20 protein-coding genes and 4 tRNA genes are annotated in these 21,693 nt (G+C 66.4%); 17 read left to right on the forward strand and 7 right to left on the reverse strand.

Features of this window, described 5'->3' with window-relative positions; translation table 11 throughout:
• The 5 genes from FEI13_RS07650 to FEI13_RS07670 all read left to right on the forward strand — a co-directional run bounded on the left by FEI13_RS07650 (position 1) and on the right by FEI13_RS07670 (position 7,405).
• A tRNA-Asp gene (locus FEI13_RS07650) sits at positions 1-77 on the forward strand.
• Positions 78-276: 199 nt separating this feature from the next.
• On the forward strand, positions 277-2,289 hold the full coding sequence (locus FEI13_RS07655) for an NADPH-dependent 2,4-dienoyl-CoA reductase (protein ID WP_138180963.1): 2,013 nt from the start codon (positions 277-279) through the stop codon (positions 2,287-2,289).
• 324 nt (positions 2,290-2,613) lie between these two features.
• Positions 2,614-4,536, forward strand: coding sequence for a PrkA family serine protein kinase (locus tag FEI13_RS07660; RefSeq protein WP_138180964.1), 1,923 nt, complete (start codon positions 2,614-2,616; stop codon positions 4,534-4,536).
• A gap of 15 nt (positions 4,537-4,551) precedes the next feature.
• Positions 4,552-5,835, forward strand: coding sequence for a YeaH/YhbH family protein (locus FEI13_RS07665; RefSeq protein ID WP_138180965.1), 1,284 nt, complete (start codon positions 4,552-4,554; stop codon positions 5,833-5,835).
• 19 nt (positions 5,836-5,854) lie between these two features.
• On the forward strand, positions 5,855-7,405 hold the full coding sequence (locus FEI13_RS07670; protein WP_138180966.1) for a SpoVR family protein: 1,551 nt from the start codon (positions 5,855-5,857) through the stop codon (positions 7,403-7,405).
• A gap of 131 nt (positions 7,406-7,536) precedes the next feature.
• On the opposite strand, the gene FEI13_RS07675 is transcribed toward FEI13_RS07670, so the two are convergent.
• A complete protein-coding gene (locus FEI13_RS07675) occupies positions 7,537-7,851 on the reverse strand; it encodes a high-potential iron-sulfur protein (RefSeq protein ID WP_138180967.1) in 315 nt (104 codons plus the stop codon).
• Positions 7,852-8,275: 424 nt separating this feature from the next.
• On the opposite strand from FEI13_RS07675, the gene FEI13_RS07680 reads away from it, so the two are divergent.
• Together FEI13_RS07680 and FEI13_RS07685 are read left to right on the forward strand one after the other, a co-directional pair.
• On the forward strand, positions 8,276-8,551 hold the full coding sequence (locus FEI13_RS07680; protein WP_138180968.1) for an Lrp/AsnC family transcriptional regulator: 276 nt from the start codon (positions 8,276-8,278) through the stop codon (positions 8,549-8,551).
• A gap of 62 nt (positions 8,552-8,613) precedes the next feature.
• Positions 8,614-9,480, forward strand: a complete 867-nt coding sequence (locus FEI13_RS07685; protein WP_138180969.1) for a DNA/RNA non-specific endonuclease — start codon at positions 8,614-8,616, stop codon at positions 9,478-9,480.
• Positions 9,481-9,635: 155 nt separating this feature from the next.
• On the opposite strand, the gene FEI13_RS07690 is transcribed toward FEI13_RS07685, so the two are convergent.
• From FEI13_RS07690 to FEI13_RS07700, 3 genes are all read right to left on the reverse strand, one after another.
• A tRNA-Leu gene (locus FEI13_RS07690) sits at positions 9,636-9,722 on the reverse strand.
• Positions 9,723-9,763: 41 nt separating this feature from the next.
• Positions 9,764-9,850 (reverse strand) — tRNA-Leu (locus FEI13_RS07695).
• A 78-nt stretch (positions 9,851-9,928) separates the two neighbouring features.
• A tRNA-Leu gene (locus FEI13_RS07700) sits at positions 9,929-10,015 on the reverse strand.
• A gap of 239 nt (positions 10,016-10,254) precedes the next feature.
• Between FEI13_RS07700 and rnr the strand changes: the two genes are divergently transcribed.
• From rnr to FEI13_RS07745, 9 genes are all read left to right on the forward strand, one after another.
• Complete coding sequence (rnr, locus tag FEI13_RS07705) at positions 10,255-12,621, forward strand: ribonuclease R (RefSeq protein ID WP_138180970.1); 2,367 nt, start codon at positions 10,255-10,257, stop codon at positions 12,619-12,621.
• The gene (gene rlmB / locus FEI13_RS07710; protein ID WP_138180971.1) at positions 12,621-13,439 is read left to right on the forward strand and encodes a 23S rRNA (guanosine(2251)-2'-O)-methyltransferase RlmB; all 819 of its coding nucleotides are present in this window, start codon (positions 12,621-12,623) and stop codon (positions 13,437-13,439) included. Before rnr ends, rlmB begins: the two co-directional genes overlap by 1 nt.
• Positions 13,440-13,741: 302 nt before the next feature.
• On the forward strand, positions 13,742-14,113 hold the full coding sequence (gene rpsF, locus FEI13_RS07715) for a 30S ribosomal protein S6 (RefSeq protein ID WP_089847456.1): 372 nt from the start codon (positions 13,742-13,744) through the stop codon (positions 14,111-14,113).
• Between the two features lie 33 nt (positions 14,114-14,146).
• Complete coding sequence (gene rpsR / locus FEI13_RS07720; protein WP_016853668.1) at positions 14,147-14,374, forward strand: 30S ribosomal protein S18; 228 nt, start codon at positions 14,147-14,149, stop codon at positions 14,372-14,374.
• A 12-nt stretch (positions 14,375-14,386) separates the two neighbouring features.
• Positions 14,387-15,238, forward strand: coding sequence for a hypothetical protein (locus FEI13_RS07725; RefSeq protein WP_138180972.1), 852 nt, complete (start codon positions 14,387-14,389; stop codon positions 15,236-15,238).
• A 16-nt stretch (positions 15,239-15,254) separates the two neighbouring features.
• A complete protein-coding gene (rplI, locus tag FEI13_RS07730) occupies positions 15,255-15,701 on the forward strand; it encodes a 50S ribosomal protein L9 (RefSeq protein WP_138180973.1) in 447 nt (148 codons plus the stop codon).
• A 148-nt stretch (positions 15,702-15,849) separates the two neighbouring features.
• Positions 15,850-17,238 carry a replicative DNA helicase gene (gene dnaB, locus FEI13_RS07735; RefSeq protein ID WP_138180974.1) on the forward strand — a complete coding sequence of 463 codons (1,389 nt, stop codon included), beginning with the start codon at positions 15,850-15,852 and terminating at the stop codon, positions 17,236-17,238.
• Positions 17,239-17,308: 70 nt separating this feature from the next.
• Positions 17,309-17,602 (forward strand): hypothetical protein, encoded by a 294-nt coding sequence (locus tag FEI13_RS07740; RefSeq protein WP_108445063.1) that lies wholly within the window; start codon positions 17,309-17,311, stop codon positions 17,600-17,602.
• Positions 17,603-17,731: 129 nt separating this feature from the next.
• On the forward strand, positions 17,732-18,034 hold the full coding sequence (locus FEI13_RS07745) for a DUF6482 family protein (protein ID WP_138180975.1): 303 nt from the start codon (positions 17,732-17,734) through the stop codon (positions 18,032-18,034).
• On the opposite strand, the gene FEI13_RS07750 is transcribed toward FEI13_RS07745, so the two are convergent.
• Together FEI13_RS07750 and FEI13_RS07755 are read right to left on the reverse strand one after the other, a co-directional pair.
• Entirely contained in the window at positions 17,973-18,461 is a 489-nt protein-coding gene (locus FEI13_RS07750; protein WP_138180976.1) for a thiol-disulfide oxidoreductase DCC family protein, read from the reverse strand. The two genes, FEI13_RS07745 and FEI13_RS07750, sit on opposite strands and share 62 nt — an antisense overlap.
• The gene (locus FEI13_RS07755) at positions 18,458-20,056 is read right to left on the reverse strand and encodes a cryptochrome/photolyase family protein (protein WP_138180977.1); all 1,599 of its coding nucleotides are present in this window, start codon (positions 20,054-20,056) and stop codon (positions 18,458-18,460) included. The genes FEI13_RS07750 and FEI13_RS07755 overlap by 4 nt, the downstream gene beginning before the upstream one ends.
• Before the next feature lie 134 nt (positions 20,057-20,190).
• Between FEI13_RS07755 and hemH the strand changes: the two genes are divergently transcribed.
• Positions 20,191-21,279 carry a ferrochelatase gene (gene hemH / locus FEI13_RS07760; RefSeq protein WP_138180978.1) on the forward strand — a complete coding sequence of 363 codons (1,089 nt, stop codon included), beginning with the start codon at positions 20,191-20,193 and terminating at the stop codon, positions 21,277-21,279.
• A gap of 25 nt (positions 21,280-21,304) precedes the next feature.
• Here the strand turns inward: hemH and FEI13_RS07765 are convergent, their stop codons facing one another.
• Positions 21,305-21,688, reverse strand: a complete 384-nt coding sequence (locus FEI13_RS07765) for a Na+/H+ antiporter subunit G (protein WP_138180979.1) — start codon at positions 21,686-21,688, stop codon at positions 21,305-21,307.
• Positions 21,689-21,693: the final 5 nt, after the last annotated feature.

Here is a 21,693-nt window from a genome sequence, read left to right on the forward strand (position 1 = left end):
GGACCGGTAGTTCAGTTGGTTAGAATGCCGGCCTGTCACGCCGGAGGTCGCGGGTTCGAGTCCCGTCCGGTCCGCCATCTGCACACGAATTCTTCAGCCCCGAGGCCTTTCCGGCCTCGGGGCTGTGTCGTTTTCCGACGTCCTCTTTTTCGTCTTCTCCTCCCTCGTCGTTTTGCATGCTTTTCGCAAGAACCTGCGATGAGCCTTTGCGTCCTGCGCCGTGACTATCATACAGTTGTTTGAAATCGTCGCCGTTTCGACCATGAGGATCCCGCCGTGAGTGCTTACCCCCAGCTGTTCCGCCCCTTGAGGGTCGGCCATCTGACGCTCCCCAACCGGGTGCTGATGGGCTCGATGCATACCAACCTCGAGGAGGCCCCCGGCGGCTTCGAGAGGCTGGCGGCCTTCTATGCCGAACGGACCCGGGAGGGAGTGGGACTGATCGTTACTGGCGGCATCGCGCCGCTCACCGAAGGCGCCGTCTTCCAGGGTGCCGCGACCCTGGAGCGGTCGGATCAGCTGGCGGATCACCGCCGCGTGGTCGAGGGCGTGCACGAGGCCGGCGGACGCATCTGCCTGCAGATCCTGCATGCCGGCCGCTATGCCTATACCCCGGAGCTGGTGGCGCCGTCGGCGATCCAGTCGCCGATCACGCCGTTCATGCCGCGCTCGCTCACCACCGACGAGGTCGAGGAGCGCATCGAGGCCTACGTGCGCTGCGCGACCCTGGCCCGGCAGGCCGGGTACGACGGCGTCGAGGTGATGGGCTCTGAGGGCTATCTCATCAACCAGTTCCTCTGTCCGCGCACTAACCATCGCGACGATACCTGGGGCGGCAGCTTCGAGAATCGCCTGCGCTTCCCGGTGGAGATCGTGAAGCGCATCCGTGAGGCGGTGGGGAGCGACTTCCTGCTGATCTTCCGGCTGTCGATGATCGATCTGGTGGAGGAGGGCAGTACCTTCGAGGAGGTCCTGGCCCTGGGGCGTGCCCTTGAGGCCGCCGGTGTTGACCTGATCAATACCGGCATCGGCTGGCACGAGGCGCGGGTGCCGACCATCGTCACCAGCGTGCCGCGCGCCGCCTTCACCGAGGTGACGCGTCGCATGCGCGAAGCACTCAGCGTGCCGCTGATCACCACCAACCGCATCAACATGCCCGAGGTGGCCGAGCGGGTGCTGGCCGAGGGGCATGCCGACATGGTCTCCATGGCACGCCCCTTCCTGGCCGATCCGGCCTGGGTGAGCAAGGCCGCCGCCGGGCGAGACGACGAGATCAATACCTGCATCGCCTGCAACCAGGCCTGCCTGGACCAGGTCTTCGAGGGGCGGCTCACCTCCTGCCTGGTCAATCCTCGCGCCTGCCACGAGACCGAGCTCGTCGTCACGCCGACCGAGCGCGTGCGGCGCGTCGCCGTGGTGGGTGGCGGCCCGGCGGGGCTCGCCGCGGCCGTGACCGCCGCCGAGCGGGGCCATGCAGTGACGCTCTTCGAGCGGGCCGGTGAACTGGGTGGCCAGTTCAACCACGCGCGGCGCATCCCCGGCAAGGAGGAGTTCGACGAGACCCTGCGCTACTATCGGACGATGCTCGACAAGCACGGCGTGGCGGTGCGGCTGAACGTCGAGGCGGATGTCGAGGACCTGCGGGCCTTCGACGCCGTGGTGCTGGCCACCGGCGTGCGTCCCCGCCGACTCGCGCTGGCGGGCATCGATCATGCCATGGTGATGAGCTACCCCGAGGCCATCACCCATCCCGAACGGGTCGGCGCGCGGGTGGCGATCATCGGCGCCGGTGGCATCGGCTTCGACGTGGCGGAGCTGCTGACGCATGCCGGTCACCCCTCGCGGGATGTCGCGACCTGGTGCGATGAATGGGGTGTCGACCTGGCCATGGCCGATCGCGGCGGGCTCAAGGCGCCGCGCCCGCCCGCGACCCCGCGCCGGGTCTTCCTGCTGCAGCGCCGGGCCTCGCGGCCCGGCAAGGGGCTCGGCAAGACCACTGGCTGGGTGCATCGTGCCTCACTGGCTCACCGCGGGGTTGAGGCGATCGCCGACTGCGAGTACGTCGGCATCGACGACGACGGCCTGGCACTGCGCATCGCGGGCGAGCCGCGCCGGCTCGAGGTCGATACCGTGGTGGTGTGTGCCGGTCAGGAGTCGGTGCGCGAACTGCTTCAGCCGCTGCGCGCGGCCGGCGTGGGCGTGCATGTGATCGGCGGCGCCGACGAGGCCGCCGAGCTGGATGCCCGGCGGGCCATCGCCCAGGGCACTCGCCTCGCCGCGGGACTCTGAGGCGGCGAGCGGCACCCACGATGGTGAGCCTCCCGCCGCGCTTCGCGTCGTACCTCTCACCCCGCCCCCGAACGGCGCCCCGCGTCGATCCCTGTCCGCTGGCCGCCGATGCCGCCGGCGGCCAGCGTCGTTGCAGCGTTTAATCTCTCGACAATCTTCATGAACCGACGGACGCTCGCGGGCTCTCAGTGTTGAGGGCTCGGGAGCGTTGATTGGTGAGCTAAACCGTTATCCGCTGATGCTGTCTACGCTTAAGAGACCCCATCCCGGCTTTATCATCACCATGTCGTCGTTGCCGGGGAATCGGGCTTTAAGGAGGTATCGATGAGCATCTTCGACCATGTGCAGAACCGCTTCTCTCGCGTCCAGCAGGAAGAGATGAGCCTGCAGGAGTATCTGGAACTCTGTCGCCGAGATCCGGTGGCCTATGCCACTGCTGCCGAGCGGATGCTGGAGGCCATCGGCGCACCGGAGGTGATCGACACCGCCAAGGATTCGCGGCTGTCGCGCATCTTCTCCAACAAGGTGATTCGCCGCTATCCGGCCTTCGCCGAGTTCTACGGCATGGAGGAGGCCATCGAACAGATCGTCGCCTACTTCCGTCACGCCGCCCAAGGGCTGGAGGAGCGCAAGCAGATCCTCTACCTGCTGGGGCCGGTGGGCGGCGGCAAGTCGTCGCTGGCCGAGCGCCTCAAGCTGCTGATGGAGAAGGTGCCCTTCTATGCCATAAAGGATTCTCCGGTCTATGAGTCGCCGTTGGGGCTGTTCTCCCCCGAGGAGGATGGTGAGCTGCTGGAGAAGGAGTACGGCATTCCCAAGCGCTACCTCAAGAGCGTGATGTCGCCCTGGGCCGCCAAGCGGCTCAAGGAGAGCGGCGGTGATATTTCCCATTTCCGGGTGGTGCGTCTCTACCCCTCGCGGCTCAACCAGATCGCCATCTCCAAGACCGAACCCGGCGACGAGAACAACCAGGACATCTCCTCGCTGGTCGGCAAGGTGGACATTCGCCAGCTCGAACTCTATTCCCAGGATGACCCGGACGCCTACAGCTTCTCCGGCGGGCTGTGTCGCGCCAACCAGGGGTTGATGGAGTTCGTCGAGATGTTCAAGGCGCCGATCAAGGTGCTGCATCCGCTGCTGACGGCGACCCAGGAGGGCAACTACAATCCCACCGAGGGCATGGGCGCGATCCCCTTCGACGGGGTGGTGCTGGCGCACTCCAACGAGAGCGAGTGGCAGACCTTCCGCAACAATCGCAATAACGAGGCCTTCCTCGATCGCGTCTACATGGTCAAGGTGCCCTACTGCCTGCGGGTCACCGAAGAGATCAACATCTACAAGAAGCTTCTCGAGCACTCGTCGCTCAACGAGGCGCCGTGCGCCCCGGATACCCTGCGCATGCTCGCCCAGTTCACGGTGCTCTCGCGGCTCAAGGAGCCCGAGAACTCGAGCATCTACTCCAAGATGCGGGTCTACGATGGCGAGAACCTCAAGGACACCGATCCCAAGGCCAAGTCGATCCAGGAGTATCGCGACAGCGCCGGCGTCGACGAAGGCATGGAGGGGCTCTCGACGCGCTTCGCCTTCAAGATTCTCTCCAAGGTGTTCAACTTCGATAACCACGAGGTGGCGGCCAACCCGGTGCACCTGCTCTACGTGCTCGAACAGCGCCTGGAGCAGGAGCAGTTGCCCAGGGAGACCTTCGAGCGCTACCTGCGCTTCATCAAGGAGTTCCTGGCGCCGCGCTACGTCGATTTCATCGGCAAGGAGATCCAGACCGCCTACCTCGAGTCCTACTCGGAGTACGGCCAGAACATCTTCGATCGCTACGTCACCTATGCCGACTTCTGGATCCAGGATCAGGAGTATCGCGATCCCGAGACCGGCGAGTTCCTCGACCGCCAAGCCCTCAACGAGGAGCTGGAGAAGATCGAGAAGCCGGCCGGCATCTCGAATCCCAAGGACTTCCGTCATGAGGTGGTCAACTTCGTGCTACGGGCCCGTGCCCAGAACAACGGCATGAATCCCAGCTGGCAGTCCTACGAGAAGCTCAGGGGGGTGATCGAGCACAAGATGTTCGCCAATACCGAGGAGCTCCTGCCGGTGATCTCCTTCAATGCCAAGGCCTCGACCTCGGATCAGAAGAAGCACGAGGATTTCGTGGCGAGGATGGTCCACCGTGGCTACACCGAGAAGCAGGTGCGGCTGCTCTCCGAGTGGTACCTGCGGGTGCGCAAGTCGCAGTAGGGCGAGGAGGTCGCCATGACCTATTTCATCGATCGACGAGCCAATGCCAAGCACAAGAGCGCGGTGAACCGCCAGCGCTTCCTCGACCGCTACCGCACCCATATCAAGCGGTCGGTCGAGGAGGCGGTGAATCGCCGCTCGATCACCGACATGGAGCGGGGCGAGAAGGTCTCGATCCCGACGCGGGACATCTCCGAGCCGGTCTTTCAGCACGGCCCTGGGGGCAAGCGCACCATCGTTGCTCCCGGCAACAAGGAGTTCGTCGAAGGGGACCGGCTGCGTCGCCCCGGCGGCGGAGGCGGCGGCGACGGCTCGGGGGAGGGCGGCGCCTCCAACCAGGGTGAGGGGATGGACGAGTTCGCCTTCACCCTCTCGCGGGAGGAGTTCCTCGACTTCGTCTTCGACGGCCTGGAGCTGCCCCACCTGGAGCGCAAGAACCTGGTGGACCTCGACGAGGTGCGCCAGGTGCGGGCGGGGGTCTCCCGGGACGGGACGCCGGCGCGCATCAACATCGTGCGCTCCATGCGCGAGGCTCAGGCGCGGCGCATCGCCATGCGCGCGCCGATTCGCCGGGCCTTGCGTGAGGCCATGGAGGCGCTGGCCGAGGAGGAGCGCAAGGACCCGGTGCTGCGCAATCCGGCACGCATCAACGCCCTCAAGGAGGAGATCGAGCGGCTGGAGAAGCGCCTCGAGGCAGTGCCCTTCATCGACACCTACGACCTGCGCTACAACAACCTGGTCGACCAGCCCCAGCCGTCGAGCAAGGCGGTGATGTTCTGCGTGATGGACGTCTCGGGCTCGATGACCCAGGCCCACAAGGACATCGCCAAGCGCTTCTTCCTGCTGCTCTACCTGTTCCTGGAGCGCAACTACGAGAAAGTCGAGCTGGTCTTCGTGCGCCACCACACCGCGGCCAAGGAGGTCGACGAGGAGGAGTTCTTCTACTCTCGGGAGACCGGCGGCACCATCGTCTCCAGCGCCCTGACCCTGGTCGACGAGATCATCGAGGCGCGCTATCCCTCTGGGCAGTGGAACCTCTACGTGGCCCAGGCTTCGGACGGGGACAACTGGGACGACGACTCCGTCACCTGTCGCAAGCTGCTGGTCGAGCGCCTGATGCCGCGGCTGCAGTACTTCACCTACGTGGAGATCACGCCTCATGCCCACCAGGCGCTGTGGGAGGAGTACGAGCGCGTCGAGGCCGAGTACGACGCCCGCTTCGCCATGCGCCAGATCGTCGAGGCCGGCGACATCTACCCGGTCTTCCGCGAGCTGTTCAAGCGCCGAGCCGCCTTCTGAGGCGGCCTGAGGAGGCAGCATGACCCGACGTCAGCCCATCGCCACCGGTTCCGACTGGAACTTCGAGATCCTCGACGCCTTCGAGCACGAGATCGCTCGCCTGGCCGATGAGTATCGCCTGGATACCTACCCCAACCAGATCGAGGTCATCACCACCGAGCAGATGATGGACGCCTACGCCAGCGTGGGCATGCCGGTGGGCTACCACCACTGGTCGTTCGGCAAGCAGTTCCTGGCCGTGGAGCAGGCCTATCGCCGCGGCCAGATGGGGCTCGCTTACGAGCTCGTCATCAACTCCGACCCCTGCATCGCCTACTTGATGGAGGAGAACACCCTGATGATGCAGGTGCTGGTCATGGCCCACGCCTGCTATGGCCACAACTCCTTCTTCAAGGGTAACTACCTGTTCCGTACCTGGACGGACGCTTCCTCCATCGTCGACTACCTGGTGTTCGCCCGGAAGTACATCAGCGAGTGCGAGGAGCGTCACGGCGTGGAGGCGGTGGAGCAGTTGCTGGATGCCTGCCACGCCCTGCAGAACTACGGGGTCGATCGCTACAAACGGCCCTCGCCGATCTCCGCGGCGGAGGAGTCGCGCCGACAGGCGGAGCGTGAGGCGCATCTCCAGGCCCAGGTCAACATGCTGTGGCGGACCATTCCCGGGCAGCTGCCCGCGGATGCCCTGCCCGGCATGGTCGACCAGGAGGACCCGCTGGGCCTGCATGGGGGCGGACGCTATCCTCCCGAGCCCCAGGAGAACCTGCTCTACTTCATCGAGAAGAATGCCCCGCTGTTGGCCCCCTGGCAGCGCGAGGTGGTGCGCATCGTGCGCAAGTTGGCCCAGTACTTCTATCCTCAGCGCCAGACTCAGGTGATGAACGAGGGCTGGGCCTGCTTCTGGCACTACACCCTGATGAATCGGCTCTTCGACGAGGGGCTGGTGGACGAGGGGTTGATGCTGGAGTTCCTGCAGTCGCACACCTCGGTGGTCCAGCAGCCGGCCTTCGACAGCCCCTACTTCAGCGGCATCAACCCCTATGCGCTGGGTTTCGCCATCTTCACCGACCTGAAGCGCATCTGCGAGGCCCCGACTCAGGAGGATCGCGAGTGGTTCCCCGACTCCGCCGGCAGCGACTGGCGCGAGACCCTGGAGTTCGCGATGAAGAACTTCAAGGATGAGTCCTTCATCCAGCAGTTCCTCTCGCCGAAGGTGATGCGCGACCTCAAGCTGTTCATGGTGGTCGACGATGATCAGGAGGAGATGCTGGAGGTGGCGGCGATCCACGACGAGCGTGGCTACCGGCGCATTCGCGACTCCCTGGCCACTCAGTACGCCCTGGCCGTGCGCGAGCCCAATATCCAGATCTACGCGGCGGATATCCGCGGCGACCGCTCGCTGACCCTGCGCCATGTCCAGGACAGTCGGCGTCCGCTGGCGCGCAGCGTCTATCCGGTGATCCGTCACCTCCACCAGCTGTGGGGCTTCCCGATTCGGCTGGAGTCCGTGGAAGACGACGAGGTGGTGCGCCGCTATCACTGGCCCCTGGCCGAGGAGGAACGCCGCGACTGACGGCCGGCGTTCGGGTCTCTGCACCGACACGCGCCACGGCCCGGCAGTGAACGGTCCTTGAACGAGTGGGCCTGAACAAAAAAGACCCGCGCCAAGGCGCGGGTCTTGGGGTGTTGGCGGACGGCGAGGTATCAGGCCTGAGCCGTCCAGGACTGGCACCAGCCGCCGGGCTCGACGCTGTTCTGGGGGAACAGCTGACAGCCCTGGCTATCCGCCTGGTAGAACATGCAGTTCTGGCACTCCTCGCCCTCCTCGTAGGCAGGGTGATCGCTCGCCTCGCTGGCGACCTTGACGTAGTTCAAGGCCTTGGCCTGCTCGGCGCTCGGGTCCAGGGCGGGCAGGTCCTGGGCGAAGGCGCTCTTCGACAGGATGCCGGCACCCAGGGGCAGGGCGGCGAGGCCCAGCAGGCTGTTACGCATGAAGTCACGACGATTGCGGTCGGCCATGGTCTCTCCTTGTCATCACGGTAGGGACGAATCGTGGCGGGGCATGCTTGGTGCCCGCGCTTCTAGCAGGCTCTTAGGTTCGAGCACTGTCTGTTCTGTGGCTTGCTTTCCGAGTCTTGCCGCTCGGGTCTTGCGTGTCGCGTCTGGCGCGACGGATGGCGCGTTGCACCACCCCTGTTCCGACCGGCGTTCGCCGGTGGAGTTCGACCGCTCCATGGTAGTCAACTGAATGAGGCATCGCGAATCGCTTGGGGGCAGTGCGGCAATCCGCCGCGCGGCCGCGTGGGTGTAACGCGTGAGTCGACGGTCGGCCTGGCGTCGGTGCAGTGCCCGCGCCGGCGCTGCTATACTCGCGCCAGCTGCGGTGGCCCCCGGCCGACCGGAACCTATGCGCGCGACAGCGCCTTGAGCAGGGAGAAGTGCGATGCAGAATGCCGTGATTCTGATCAATGCCGAGCAGGGCCAGGTCAAGGCCGTGGCCGAGCGGCTGGCCGACGTGGAGGGGATCAGCGAGGTCTATTCCACCTGCGGTCGCTACGATCTGGTGGCCATCGCGCGAACCCGCGACTTCGAGAGCCTCGCTGAGCTGGTCACCGGGCGCCTCAATGCCGTCGAGGGCATCCGCGACACCGAGACCCTCAACGCCATGCAGGTTCACTCCCGCCATGATCTGGAGACCATGTTCTCGCTGGGCTGGTGAGGGGCGCGGGGGAGGCCCGGCGGCCGCAGGACTCGTCGTGAACGAACAGGGGCGGTGCAGACATGGCAGCAAGACGAGGGCGCGGTGGCCACCGCTGGCGGCATCGGGTGCGTCGCTTCGGCATCACGGCCCTGTTCCTGGCGGTCGCCACGGGGCTGTGGCACCTCCAGGAGCGTGAGCTTCGCGACGAGCTGAGCTGGCAGGGCGTCACTACCTGGCAGGATCTCACTCCGCTGACCTTCCATCGCGTGCTGCGCAACGACGGCTTCCTGGTGGGCTGGTCCGATGTTCGCGTCAACCCGCTCTGGGTCGGCTACCAGCTGCGCCGAGTCGAGGATCCTGCCGCCGGGCCGCGCCCCGGCTTTCGCCGCGACTGGCGGGCGCTCTGGCCGATCTCCACGGAGAGCTACTTCGGCAGCGGCTACGACCGCGGCCATCTCGCGCCCAACTATGCCATCGCGGCGGTTCATGGCAGCGGGGCCCAGCGCGATACCTTCCTAATGAGCAATATGTCGCCCCAGCGGCCCGCGCTCAATCGGCGCCTCTGGCAGCGGCTGGAGGAGGTGGTGATGGATCACTTCGTGCCGCGCTTCGCCGCCCTGCAGGTGATCACCGGGCCGATCTTCCCCGAGCGCTTCCAGGACAACGTGCTCAACCGCGTCGGGTTGGTGGAGGTGCCCGAGGCCTTCTACAAGATCCTGGTGGTGCCGGGAGATGAGCCCCGGGCGCTGGCCTTCATCATGCCGCAGCGGGTCTCCGGCGACGAGCCGCTGGACGACTTCCTGGTGAGCATCGACGAGGTGGAGGTGCGCACCGGCCTGGACTTCCTGCCGCGGCTCGCGCCGGCGGCGGCCGAGGCCCTGGAGGGGCGGGTCGACACCGCCGGCTGGGGCCTCGAGGCGGTGGCCAGGCTGCCCGGGCGCTTCTGAGCGGTCGACGCTCCCGGTGGCGGTTATCCCAGGAGGGGGCATATCCGAGGAAAGGGCGTCTGAGAGACAGAACGACAGGCACAAAAAAACCGCGATCCAGTGTCGCGGTTTCCTTTATGGCATCGATGTAAGTCTCGTTTGCATGACGCGAGTAGTGGTGCCCAGGAGAGGACTTGAACCTCCACATCCGTAAGGATACTAGCACCTGAAGCTAGCGCGTCTACCAATTCCGCCACCTGGGCGCATCATGCTGTCGTCGTGTTCGGGATCATCGCGTGAGCGATGGTGCCCAGGAGAGGACTTGAACCTCCACGTCCGTAAGGACACTAGCACCTGAAGCTAGCGCGTCTACCAATTCCGCCACCTGGGCGAACACGAGTGACTCGAGCTGACAAAGAGCGTGGGAGAGAACTCCCGGATATCCGATCGGCGAGCGAGGGGATATCGATGGTGCCCAGAAGAGGACTTGAACCTCCACGTCCGTAAGGACACTAGCACCTGAAGCTAGCGCGTCTACCAATTCCGCCATCTGGGCAGGCGAGGCGTATGGTACCGGATTCGTTCGGCGATGCAAGCGCCCGGGGGGTGAAAAAGGCGGTTTTTTTGTTGCCGGCCGGGGGTTCGTGACGCCGCCATGCTTGGGTGATGGGGGCGCCAGCGCTATACTGCGCGCATGATAAACTACTTGAAACGCCAGATGACACGCGCTGGACGCCGCCGTCCCCGCGCCCTTTCGATCACGCTGCTCATGATGCCGCCAAGGATGCCCTCCGCATGACCCACTGGACGCTCAGCGACGATCCGCACGCGAAACGCGAAGCTCACAAGTACGACAAGCCTGCACCCAGCCGAGAATACCTGTTGGCGCGCCTCGAAGAGGCCGGCAAGCCGCTGACCCACGAGGCGATGAGCCAGCAACTGGGTCTCGAGGATGAGGATCTCCAGGAGGCGGTGCGGCGTCGCCTGGCGGCGATGGAGCGCGATGGTCAGGTGCTGCGCAACCGTCGCAACGCCTATGCGCTGATCGACAAGCTCGACCTGATCAAGGGCAAGGTGCTGGGGCATCGTGACGGCTTCGGCTTCCTGCTGCGCGATGACGGCAAGAAACCGGATCTGGTTATGCCGCCCCGCCAGATGCGGCGGGTCTTCCACGGCGACCACGTGCTGGTGCGGGTCAGCGGCCGCGATCGCCGCGGGCGTGACGAGGCGACCATTGTCGAGATGCTGGCGCGCAACACCCAGGAGATCGTCGGCGTCTACCGGGCCAACACCCCGGAATTCGGGGTGCTGATCCCCGAGAACTCGCGCATCACCCAGGAGATCATCATCCCCCACAGTGCCTGCGGTGGCGCTCAGGATGGCCAGGTGATCTCCGCGAAGATCACTCAGCAGCCCGAGACTCGGGTACAGCCGGTGGGCGAGGTGCTCGAGGTGCTCGGCGAGCGCATGGACCCGGGGATGGAGATCGATATCGCCATCCGCAGCTATGAGATTCCCGCCGAGTTTCCGCCAGAGGTCCATGACCAGATCGCCGGCATGTCGGCCGAGGTGGCCGAGGCGGACAAGGGGAATCGCATCGACCTGCGTCACGTGCCGCTGGTGACCATCGATGATGAGAGCGCCAAGGACTTCGACGACGCCGTCTGCGCCTGGAAGACCAAGTCGGGCAGCTGGAAGCTGCTGGTGGCCATCGCCGATGTCTCCCACTATGTGCGTCCGGGTAGCGCCCTGGATCAGGAGGCGATCACCCGCGGCAACTCGGTCTACTTCCCGGGGCAGGTGGTGCCGATGCTGCCGGAGCTGCTCTCCAACGGGCTCTGCTCGCTGAACCCGGCCGTCGATCGCCTGGCGCTGGTCTGCGAGATGAACATCTCCCAGAGCGGGGCGATCAGCCGCTACCGTTTCTACGAGGCGGTGTTCCAGTCCCACGCGCGCCTGACCTACAACAAGGTCGCCGACATCCTCGACGACGAGGGGGAGCAGGGCGAGGCACTGCGCGAGGAGTACAGCGAGCTGGTGCCGTCGCTCAAGAACCTGCACTCGCTCTATCGGCTGCTGCGCGAGGCTCGCGTGGAGCGCGGGGCCATCGACTTCGAGACCACCGAGACGGCGATCGTCTTCAACGACGAGCGCAAGATCGAGAAGATCGTGCCGCGCAGCCGCAACGACGCCCACAAGATCATCGAGGAGTGCATGCTGGCGGCCAACGTCGCCACGGCGCGCTTCCTCGACAAGCACGACCTGCCGGCGCTCTATCGCATCCACGAGAAGCCCTCGCCGGAGCGCCTCGACAAGCTGCGCCTGTTCCTCAACGAGCTGGGCCTGTCGCTGCCGGGCGGCGATGACCCGAGCCCGCAGGACTATCGCGACCTGGCCGAGGCCATCAAGGGCCGCGATGACGCCGACGTAATCCAGACCGTGATGCTGCGCTCGATGAGCCGGGCGGTCTATTCGCCGCAGAACGACGGCCACTTCGGCCTGGCCTATCCGGCCTATGCGCACTTCACCTCGCCGATCCGCCGCTATCCGGACCTGCTGGTCCACCGCGCCATCCGCTCGGTGATCCGTGGGCCACGCCAGACCAATACCGTGCTGCGCGCCGAGGACGCCGCGGTCGAGCCGCCGAGCAAGTGGTCGCCCTATACCTTCGAGCAGATGCTCGAGCTCGGCGAGCACTGCTCGATGACCGAGCGCCGCGCCGACGATGCCACCCGCGACGTCGAGGACTGGCTCAAGTGCGAGTTCATGTCCGACAAGCTCGGCGAGGTCTACGACGGCAGCATCGCCTCGGTGACTCAGTTCGGCATCTTCGTGCGCCTCGACGAGGTGTACGTCGAGGGGCTGGTGCACGTCACCTCGCTGCCCTCCGACTACTACCACTACGAGCCCGAGAAGCATCGTCTCAAGGGCGAGCGCAGCGGGATGAGCTATCGCCTCGGCGATGGTGTCTCGGTGCAGGTGGCCCGCGTCGACCTGGACGATCGCAAGATCGACTTCGAGCTGGCCGACGAGAAGCCGCGCCCCAAGCGTCAGCCGCGCAAGCCTCGCGGCAGCGGCGGCGCCGACAAGGTCGGCGATGACAAGTCGGGCAAGGGCGGCAAGCGTCGCCGTGGCCCGCGGCGGTCGAAGGGCCGCGGCTGATGGCGGCAGGGCACAGGAAGCCGCGCGCGTCGCGCGGGGCGCCGCGTCGGGCGCCGTCGACACCCGGCGGGCTCGAGGCCGTGTTCGGCGTCCACGCGGTGCGGGCGCTGCTCGATCGCGGCGAGACGCCCCGTGAGGTCTGGGTGCAGGAGGGCAGCGCCGGCGCCCGCCTGGCCGAGCTGGTCGAGGCCGCGCGCCAGGGGGGCGCACGCCTGCAGTCGCGTTCCCGTGACGAGCTCGACCAGCTCGCCCAGGGCGCCTCTCACCAGGGCATCATCGCCTTCGCCACGCCGCTCGCCTTCGAGGGCGAGGCGTCGCTCTGGCTGCGACTCGAGGGCTGGCCCCATGTGGCACCGCCGCTGCTACTGGTGCTCGACGGCGTCACCGACGTGCACAACTTCGGCGCCTGCCTGCGCAGTGCCGATGCCGCCGGGGTCCACGGCGTCATCGTGCCCAAGGACAAGGCGGCACCGCTCAATGCCGCGGTGCGCAAGGTCGCCTGCGGGGCCGCCGAGAGCATGCCGGTCTACCAGGTCACCAACCTGGCGCGGACGCTGGCCAAGATGAAGGCGCTCGGGGTATGGATCACCGGCACCGCCGGCGAGGCCGAGGCGAGCCTCTATGAGGCCGATTTCATCGGCCCCGCGGCCCTGGTGATGGGCGCCGAGGGCAAGGGCATGCGACGGCTGACCCGTGAGGCCTGCGACACCCTGGTCAAGCTGCCCATGGCCGGCAGCGTCTCCAGCCTCAACGTCTCGGTGGCCACTGGAATCTGCCTCTTCGAGGCGGTCAGGCAGCGCCGAGATACAAGCGCCTAGCGCCCTGCTGACTGGCAGCGGGCGGCAAGTGTCGAAGATGGCATGAGACACCTCGTCGAGCGATGCGCCCGGCGGGGGTCCTGTTGATGACCGTAGTGGTGCAGGCATCATCCTGCGGCGCTCGGCGCTCGGCGCTCGGCGCTCGGCGCTCGGCGCTTGCGCCTTCGGCGCGCACTCTTTAGAATACCTGCGCCCGCTCGTCCTGCGAGCGGGCATTCCTGTCTTTATGACAATCACTCCTTGCTTCCCCTGAGCGACCCGAGGTCGTCACTGTGGAAGCTGCCAAACCGCAAGGAGATCCCATGCGTCACTACGAGATCGTCTTCATGGTCCACCCGGACCAGAGCGAGCAGGTCCCGGCCATGGTCGAGCGCTACACCGGCCTCGTCACCGAGAACGGCGGCACCGTGCATCGCCTCGAAGATTGGGGCCGTCGCCACATGGCCTACCCGATCAACAAGATCCACAAGGCTCACTATGTGCTGATGAACGTCGAGTGCAGCGGCGAGACCCTCGACGAGATCGAGAACATCTTCCGTTTCAACGATGCCATCATCCGCAGCCTGGTGGTTCGCGCCAAGGAAGCCGTCACCGAGGCCTCTCCGATGATGAAGCCGGTGGAAGAAAAGCGTGTTCGCCGCGACGAGAAGCCGCGCAGCACCGAATCCGCCTGAGCACACCCATCGCACCTCTGAAGGAGTCTTCCCATGGCACGCTTTTTCCGTCGCCGTAAGTTCTGCCGCTTTACCGCTGAAGGCGTGAAGCAGATCGACTACAAGGATCTGGACACGCTCAAGGCCTACATCACCGAGACCGGCAAGATCGTTCCCAGCCGTATCACCGGGACCAAGGCCCGTTACCAGCGCCAGCTGTCCACCGCCATCAAGCGGGCACGCTACCTGGCGCTGCTGCCCTACACCGACAGCCACCAGTAAGCACGGCGCGTGATGTTGCCCGTCGCCCGCTGGTTGATGCGCGGCACGCCCTACGCGGCCCTGGGGGCCGCCGCGGGCACCGCCATTCCCTGGCTGTTCTGGCTGGGTGCCGCCGTGGTGGGCCTGGTCACGCTGCGCCAGGGCATGGCCGCCTCGCTGCCGGTGATTCTCGCCGCGGCGGCACCCGCCGGCCTGTGGTGGACCCAGGGAGACGTCATCCCGCTCGCCAGCGTGCTGCTGGTGACGTTGATGGCGGTGGTGCTGCGCGCCCGGTTGAGCTGGGGTGAGGCCATCATCGCCGGCACCTTGGCCGGGGCGGGTATGATCCAGCTGGGCATCTTCCTGCCACCGGGCGGGGCTGCCTTCGTGCTGGAGCAGCTGCGCCAGGGGTCGCCGGATATCGCGGCGATGCTCAGCGAGCTCTCGGCCCAGGGCATGGATACCGAGCATCTGGCCGGCCTGATGATCAGCGGCGTGACCGCGCTGATCGTGCTGCTCGCCGCCGTGGCCTGCTTGGCCCTGGCGCGTGGCTGGCAGGCCGGGCTCTACAACCCGGGCGGGTTCCGCGAGGAGTTCCACGCGCTGCGCCTGCTGCCCCGCGAGCTCGCCATGCTGGTGATGCTCGGGGTGCTCGGCGGCGTGCTGGGGCTCCCTGCCCTGGGCATGCTGGCCTGGGTGCCGCTGCTGGTGGCCGGCATCGCGCTGGTGCATGGTGTTATCGGATTGAAGGGAATGAACGGGCTGTGGCTGGTCGCCTTCTATGTGCTGCTGATCACCACCTGGCCCATGATTCTCATTGTGCTGCTCATGGCCTTCATCGACACGTTCGCGGACTTCCGTGGACGACTGGCCCGCAGCCACTGACAAGAGGTTTACGAGAATGGACGTCATTCTGCTCGACAAGATTGGCAAGCTGGGCGGTCTGGGTGACCAGGTCACCGTCAAGCCCGGTTACGGCCGCAACTACCTGGTGCCCTACGGCCTGGCCGTGCCGGCCACCAAGGACAACATCGAGGCCTTCCAGGCGCAGCGTGCCGAGCTAGAGGCCCAGGCCGCCGAGCGCAAGGCCGAGGCCGAGGCGCGTGCCGAACAGCTCAACGACATCGAGCTCTCTCTGGTCTCCAAGGCCGGCGACGAGGGCAAGCTGTTCGGTTCCATCGGTTCGCGCGATCTGGCCGAGGCCATCTCCAGCGCCGGGATCGAGGTTGCCAAGAGCGAAGTGCGCATGCCGCTGGGCCCGATCCGCCAGACCGGCGAGTACGACATCGACCTGCACCTGCATGCCGAAGTCGATGCCACCGTGCGCGTGGTGGTGGTGGCCGAGTAAGGCCGCTGTTGACGGCATGCGCCTCGGGGCATGCCGCGACAAGAGGGGGCGAGGAGCGAATCCTCGCCCCTTTTTTGTCCCTTTTCTTGCCTTGCCCGCCATCGGGTAGAATGAGCCTGCCCCTTTCCCTCCTGAAGGTCCGCGCACCATGAACGAACCCGCCGCCATCGACCAGGAAACCGCCGCCCTCAAGGTGCCGCCCCACTCCGTGGAGGCCGAGCAGTCGGTGCTCGGCGGGCTGATGCTCGACAACCAGGCGTGGGACAACGTGGCCGACCGCCTGGTGGCGGACGACTTTCATCGCTACGAGCATCGGCTGGTCTTCAACGTCATGGCGGGCCTGGCCGAGTCGGGGCGGCCGCTGGACGTGGTGACTCTCTCCGAGGCCCTGGAGGGGCGCGACCAGCTGGATACCGTGGGGGGGCTCGCCTACCTCGCCGAGCTGGCGCGCAACACGCCCTCGGCCAGCAACATCCGCGCCTACGCCGATATCGTTCGCGAGCGCGCCACCCTGCGCAAGCTGATCCGCGCGGCCAGCCAGATCGCCGACGGCGCCTTCAGCCCCCAGGGACGCCCCGCCGACGAGCTGGTCGACGAGGCCGAGCGGCTGGTCTTCCAGATCAGCGAGGAGCGGCCCAAGTCGGGCGGCCCCATCGGTATGAGCGAGCTCTTGACCAAGGCGGTCGACCGCATCGACGAGCTGTTCAACATGCAGGGCGAGATGACCGGCCTCTCGACCGGCTTTCGCGACCTCGACGAGATGACCTCGGGCCTGCAGCCCTCAGACCTCGTGATCATTGCCGGGCGCCCCTCCATGGGCAAGACGACCTTCGCCATGAACCTGGTCGAGCACGCCGTGATCTCGAGCGACAAGCCGGTGATGGTGTTCTCCATGGAGATGCCCGCGGAGTCGCTGATGCTGCGTATGCTTTCCTCGCTTGGCCGCATCGACCAGACTCGGGTGCGCACCGGCCAGCTGGAGGACGAGGACTGGCCGCGCCTCACCTCGGCGGTCAACCTGCTCAAGGACAAGCAGCTGTTCATCGATGACACCGCGGCGCTCTCGCCCAGCGAGATGCGCTCGCGCATCCGCCGCGTGGTACGCGAACAGGGCAACCTGGGGCTGATCATGATCGACTATCTGCAGCTGATGCAGATCCCGGGCTTCTCGGAGAACCGGACCGGCGAGATATCGGAGATCTCGCGCTCCCTCAAGGGCCTGGCCAAGGAGTTCGGCTGCCCGGTGGTGGCGCTCTCCCAGCTCAACCGCTCCCTCGAGCAGCGTCCCAACAAGCGACCGGTGATGTCGGACCTGCGTGAGTCCGGGGCCATCGAGCAGGACGCCGACATCATCGGCTTCGTCTATCGCGACGAGGTCTACAATCCGGATAATCCCGACAATCAGGGGCTGGCCGAGGTGATCATCGGCAAGCAGCGTAACGGTCCCATCGGCACGGTGCACATGGCCTTCATCGGCAAGTACACTCGCTTCGAGGACTTGGCGCCGGACAGCTATCGCGACGCATTCGGCGAGTGACGGCGTCCTTGAGTCCCGTCGACGGCCCCGTATAATGCCGTTCCCTTGAATCGCACAAGCAGGAGACACCATGGCAGGCGGATTTCGACGCGGCAATCGCCAGCGGACCCCGAAACTCGAGGGGCGCGGCGAGCTCCAGTCGATGGAGCGTGAAGGTCCCTTCAAGGAGTGGCTGGGGATGCCCGACCTCTATCGCTACCACCTGCAGGTGGATGGCGAGGCCTACAGCTATCAGACCGAGGACTCCGAGCTCCCGGTGAAGGTCGGCGACAAGGTGGTGTTCCGCTACAAGGAGACCAAAGCCGGCAAGTGGGTCGACCGCAACTCCCTGGGCAAGGCCATCGATCCCTCCGAATATCAGTAGGCCTGGAACCTCGCGCGGGGGGCAGGGTCACTGGAAGGACACATCGGCGACACGTGATCGTCATCGGGGCGCTTCAGGCTGTCCCGAGCGTGTACCGACATCACCGACCGGACATCAGGAGGATGGCCCATGGATTTCCAGGCGTTGAAGGCCTTCGTGGCCCACCACGACAATTTCGAGATGCGCGTGATCGGTCATGCCGGCAGCCGCTTCTACCAGGTCGAACTCGAGGACGTGGAAGGTGGCCGCCATATGCTGACCCGCGCCGGCAAACCGATCCTGTTTCGCTCGCTGGACGACGTCTACCTCGAGCTGAGCCGGGCGGGCATCCACCGCGCCTACCTGGTTCAGCAGGTGCCCCACGACGAGGTCATCGGGCGCGAGACGCACTATCAGGACCCGCTGACCTCGCGCATGCCGCTGGTCTTCTGAACCAGCGCTTGTGAGCGAGTTCCTTCCCTGAGCTAGCGCTTCCCCCGCCGTGCGAGCCAGCGACCAGGCGCAGACGACGGCGGGCAAACCAGCGGTACCCCGCATCCATCATCCCGCCGATCCCCGGCAGGGTGCTCAGCCAGACCAACCGACGATAGCCCAGCACCGCATAGAGCGCGCGGCTGGCGTCCATGCCCACGTACCAGCGCCCGTCCTCGTCGCGGACGTGCAGCCGGCCCATCATCGCCGAGAAGCTGCTGTCGAGGTGTGTGGCATCGAAATCCGGCGCCTGGATGTCCACCAGCCTGACCCACTCGCGGCGCGGATGCTGCGCCAGCCAGGCGACCTCCCGCTGGCACAGCGGGCAGTGGCCGTCGTGGAAGAGGGTCACCGGGGCGCGGGCGGAAAGCGTGGCGCGTCGGGTCATGTCGGTGTCTCCTCGGCGGTACCGTAGCCCGCCCGGTGTTCGCCCTGGCCATGGGCCGGTGAATAGGCGGGCGCGGCATCGAGCCGCTCGAGAAAGGCCCCGGCCTGTTCGCGCAGGGCCGCGCGCTTGGCATCGCTCATGCGCGACAGGCCGGCGTAGATCAGCTTCATGCGCGGATTGGCGCTCAGGGTGTCGGCGTGACGCTCGAGGAAGTCCCAGTAGAGGCTATTGAAGGGGCAGGCGTCGGGGCCCGTGGCCTGCTTCGGGTCGAAGCGGCAGTGCCGGCAGTGATCCGACATGCGATCGATGTACTTGCCCGAGGCACAGTAGGGCTTGGAGCCCATCAGCCCGCCGTCGGCGTGCAGCACCATCCCCAGGGTGTTGGGCAGCTCCACCCATTCGCAGGCGTCGGCGTACACGGCGAGATACCAGTCGCAGAGCGCCTCGGGCGCCACGTCGCAGAGCAGCGCGAAGTTGCCGGTGACCATCAGCCGCTGGATATGGTGGGCATAGGCGTGGTCGCGGGTCATCTCGATGGCGCGACGCAGGCAGCGCATCTCGGTCTCGCCGTCCCAGAAGCAGCTCGGCAGGCCGCGCCGGGCGCCCAGGGCGTTGCCGCGCTTGTAGTCGGGCATGCGCGTCCAGTAGAGCCCGCGCACGTACTCCCGCCAGCCCAGCACCTGACGGATGAAGCCCTCCGCGGCGTTCAGCGGTGCGCGCCCCTCGTGGTATTCGCGTTCGACCGCCTCGCACACCTCGCGGGGCGAGAGTAGCCCGAGGTTGAGCGCCGCCGAGAGCCGCGAGTGGTAGAGGAACGGCTCGCGGTCGCTGATGGCGTCCTGCAGGCGGCCGAACTGGGCCAGCCGGTGTTCGAGGAAATGCCCCAGCTCGTCCAGCGCCTGGTCACGCGTCACCGGCCAGTGGAAGCCCTCGAGGCGACCGAAGTGATCGTCGAAGCGCTCGGCCACGAGATCGAGCACCGCCAGGGTGGTGGCGTCATGGCGGTGCTCGGGTGGCGCCGGCGGGTGTATCGCGTCGGGCAGCGGCTCGCGGTTGTCGTGATCGAAGTTCCAGCGCCCGCCCACGGGCTCGTCGCCCTCCATCAGCAGCCCGGTGCGGCGGCGCAGCAGGCGATAGAAGTGTTCCTGGCGTGGGGCCTTGCGGCCCCGCGCCCAGGCCTCGAACGCCTCGGGGGTGCTGAAGAAGCGATCGTCCTCGATAAGCCGCCAGGGCACCTCGGCCTCGGCTCGCTCGTGCATCGCCTGCCATAGCCGCCACTCGCCGGGGCGCACGGCACGGATCTCGTCGCAGCCGTAGTCCGCGGCCAGACGCTCTGCCTCGGCGATCAGATCCTGGGCGTTGTCGTCGTCCTCCAGGGCGCAGTAGTGCACGAAGTGGTCGCGCTCGCGGAGTTCCTCGGCGAAGTGACGCATGGCCGAGAAGATCAGCGCGATCTTCTGGGGATGGTGGGGCACGTAGCTCGTCTCGGCGCCCACTTCGCACAGGGCGATCACCGCCTGGTCCGGCAGGTCGCGCAGGCTGGCGAGGTCGTGGCTCAGCTGGTCGCCGAGGACCAGGATCAGCGGTTTGGGCATGAGTTGACCAGAAGTTATACAAATGGTTTTTATAGTATAACTAGATTCCGCGATGGCGTCTGTCGATGGTAGGCTTTAGCCTGCCTTGCACTTAGCGACACCCTGTTCACTCGTGCTTCCACAAGGATGACTCCATGGCCGCCCCCGAGACGCCGCTCGCCGCCTCCGACCACGACCAGCCCCGGGCGGATCGTCCGCCCCATGCCCCCGCCGATCATCCCGCCGTGCCCAGGGGCAAGGTCGGCGTGGTGCTGGCCAACCTGGGCACGCCGGATGCCACCGACTACTGGTCGATGCGCCGTTACCTGAGCGAGTTCCTCTCCGACAAGCGGGTGGTCGACTACCCGGACTGGAAGTGGCAGCCGCTGCTGCAGCTGATCATCCTCTCGCGCCGGCCCTTCAAGTCCGGCGAGGCCTATCGGGGGATCTGGAACACCGAGCGCGACGAGAGCCCGCTGTTGACCATCACTCGGGAGCAGACCCGCAAGGTGGCCGAGGGGCTGGGCGAGCGCCACGGCGACCGGGTGGTGGTGGACTTCTGCATGCGCTATGGCAATCCCTCCATCGACAGCGTGCTGCGCCGCCTGCAGGCCGAGGGTTGCGAGCGGATCCTGTTCTTCCCGCTTTACCCCCAATACGCCTCGCCGACCACGGCCACCGCCAACGATCAGGCCTTCCGCTCCCTGATGAAGTTCAAGTGGCAGCCGTCCCTGCGCACCGTGCCGGCCTACTTCGAGCATCCCGCTTATCTCGACGCCCTGGCCAACTCGGTGTGTGAGGCCTATGAGGCCGCCGAGACGCCCCCGGAGGTGCTGGTGGCCTCCTACCACGGCGTGCCCAAGCGCTACCTGCTGGAGGGTGACCCCTACCACTGCCAGTGCCAGAAGACCACGCGCCTGCTGCGCGAACGCCTGGGCTGGGACGAGCCGTCCATCCAGACGGCCTTTCAGTCGAAGTTCGGTCCCGAGGAGTGGGTGGGGCCGGCCACCGTGGAGCACGTCGCCGAGCTGGCCCGCCAGGGCAAGAAGCACATCGCGGTGGTCTCGCCGGCCTTCTCGGCCGACTGCGTGGAGACCCTCGAGGAGATCGAGGAGGAGATCCGCGCCGCCTTCCTCGCGGCCGGCGGCGAGACCTTCACCTACGTTCCCTGCCTGAACGATCGCGACGACCACATCGCCGCGCTGCTCTCGGTGATCGAGAACGAGCTCGGCGGCTGGATCTAGCGGCGCGCCGGAGCGATGATCGCGGTCACTGTTCCGGGTGCGGGACGGGCTTCTCGCCGACCTCCTCGCGATGGAGTTCCACGGGCTTGCCGCGGGTCTTGGGCACGTGCTTGAGCTTGAGGTGAAGCCCCGTCTTGGCCAGCAGGTGGGCGCTCACCGGCGCGGTGATGAACAGGAACAGGGTGATCAGCATCTCCTGGACCACGGGTTCACTCTGGATGGTCGAGAAGTAGAGCATCGAGCTGATCAGGATGCAGCCGATCCCCAGGGTGGTCGCCTTGGTAGGGCCGTGCAGGCGCATGTAGAAGTCGCGCAGGTGGGCCATGCCCAGCGAGCCGATGAAGGCGAAGATGCCGCCGGCGATCAGGAAGAAGGCGATGACGCCCTCGAGAATGACGAAGAAATTCATGGTGG

This window comes from Halomonas urmiana, assembly GCF_005780185.1.
Classification (GTDB): Bacteria; Pseudomonadota; Gammaproteobacteria; order Pseudomonadales; family Halomonadaceae; genus Halomonas; species Halomonas urmiana.

Excerpts from the sequence above, each read along its gene's own strand:
- FEI13_RS07660 (WP_138180964.1), top strand. The coding sequence starts at position 2,614 with ATGAGCATCTTCGACCATGTGCAGAACCGCTTCTCTCGCGTCCAGCAG.
- FEI13_RS07665 (WP_138180965.1), top strand. The coding sequence starts at position 4,552 with ATGACCTATTTCATCGATCGACGAGCCAATGCCAAGCACAAGAGCGCG.
- FEI13_RS07670 (WP_138180966.1), top strand. The coding sequence starts at position 5,855 with ATGACCCGACGTCAGCCCATCGCCACCGGTTCCGACTGGAACTTCGAG.
- FEI13_RS07675 (WP_138180967.1), bottom strand. The coding sequence starts at position 7,851 with ATGGCCGACCGCAATCGTCGTGACTTCATGCGTAACAGCCTGCTGGGC.
- FEI13_RS07680 (WP_138180968.1), top strand. The coding sequence starts at position 8,276 with ATGCAGAATGCCGTGATTCTGATCAATGCCGAGCAGGGCCAGGTCAAG.
- FEI13_RS07685 (WP_138180969.1), top strand. The coding sequence starts at position 8,614 with ATGGCAGCAAGACGAGGGCGCGGTGGCCACCGCTGGCGGCATCGGGTG.
- rnr (WP_138180970.1), top strand. The coding sequence starts at position 10,255 with ATGACCCACTGGACGCTCAGCGACGATCCGCACGCGAAACGCGAAGCT.
- rlmB (WP_138180971.1), top strand. The coding sequence starts at position 12,621 with ATGGCGGCAGGGCACAGGAAGCCGCGCGCGTCGCGCGGGGCGCCGCGT.
- rpsF (WP_089847456.1), top strand. The coding sequence starts at position 13,742 with ATGCGTCACTACGAGATCGTCTTCATGGTCCACCCGGACCAGAGCGAG.
- rpsR (WP_016853668.1), top strand. The coding sequence starts at position 14,147 with ATGGCACGCTTTTTCCGTCGCCGTAAGTTCTGCCGCTTTACCGCTGAA.
- FEI13_RS07725 (WP_138180972.1), top strand. The coding sequence starts at position 14,387 with ATGTTGCCCGTCGCCCGCTGGTTGATGCGCGGCACGCCCTACGCGGCC.
- rplI (WP_138180973.1), top strand. The coding sequence starts at position 15,255 with ATGGACGTCATTCTGCTCGACAAGATTGGCAAGCTGGGCGGTCTGGGT.
- dnaB (WP_138180974.1), top strand. The coding sequence starts at position 15,850 with ATGAACGAACCCGCCGCCATCGACCAGGAAACCGCCGCCCTCAAGGTG.
- FEI13_RS07740 (WP_108445063.1), top strand. The coding sequence starts at position 17,309 with ATGGCAGGCGGATTTCGACGCGGCAATCGCCAGCGGACCCCGAAACTC.
- FEI13_RS07745 (WP_138180975.1), top strand. The coding sequence starts at position 17,732 with ATGGATTTCCAGGCGTTGAAGGCCTTCGTGGCCCACCACGACAATTTC.
- FEI13_RS07750 (WP_138180976.1), bottom strand. The coding sequence starts at position 18,461 with ATGACCCGACGCGCCACGCTTTCCGCCCGCGCCCCGGTGACCCTCTTC.
- FEI13_RS07755 (WP_138180977.1), bottom strand. The coding sequence starts at position 20,056 with ATGCCCAAACCGCTGATCCTGGTCCTCGGCGACCAGCTGAGCCACGAC.
- hemH (WP_138180978.1), top strand. The coding sequence starts at position 20,191 with ATGGCCGCCCCCGAGACGCCGCTCGCCGCCTCCGACCACGACCAGCCC.
- FEI13_RS07765 (WP_138180979.1), bottom strand. The coding sequence starts at position 21,688 with ATGAATTTCTTCGTCATTCTCGAGGGCGTCATCGCCTTCTTCCTGATC.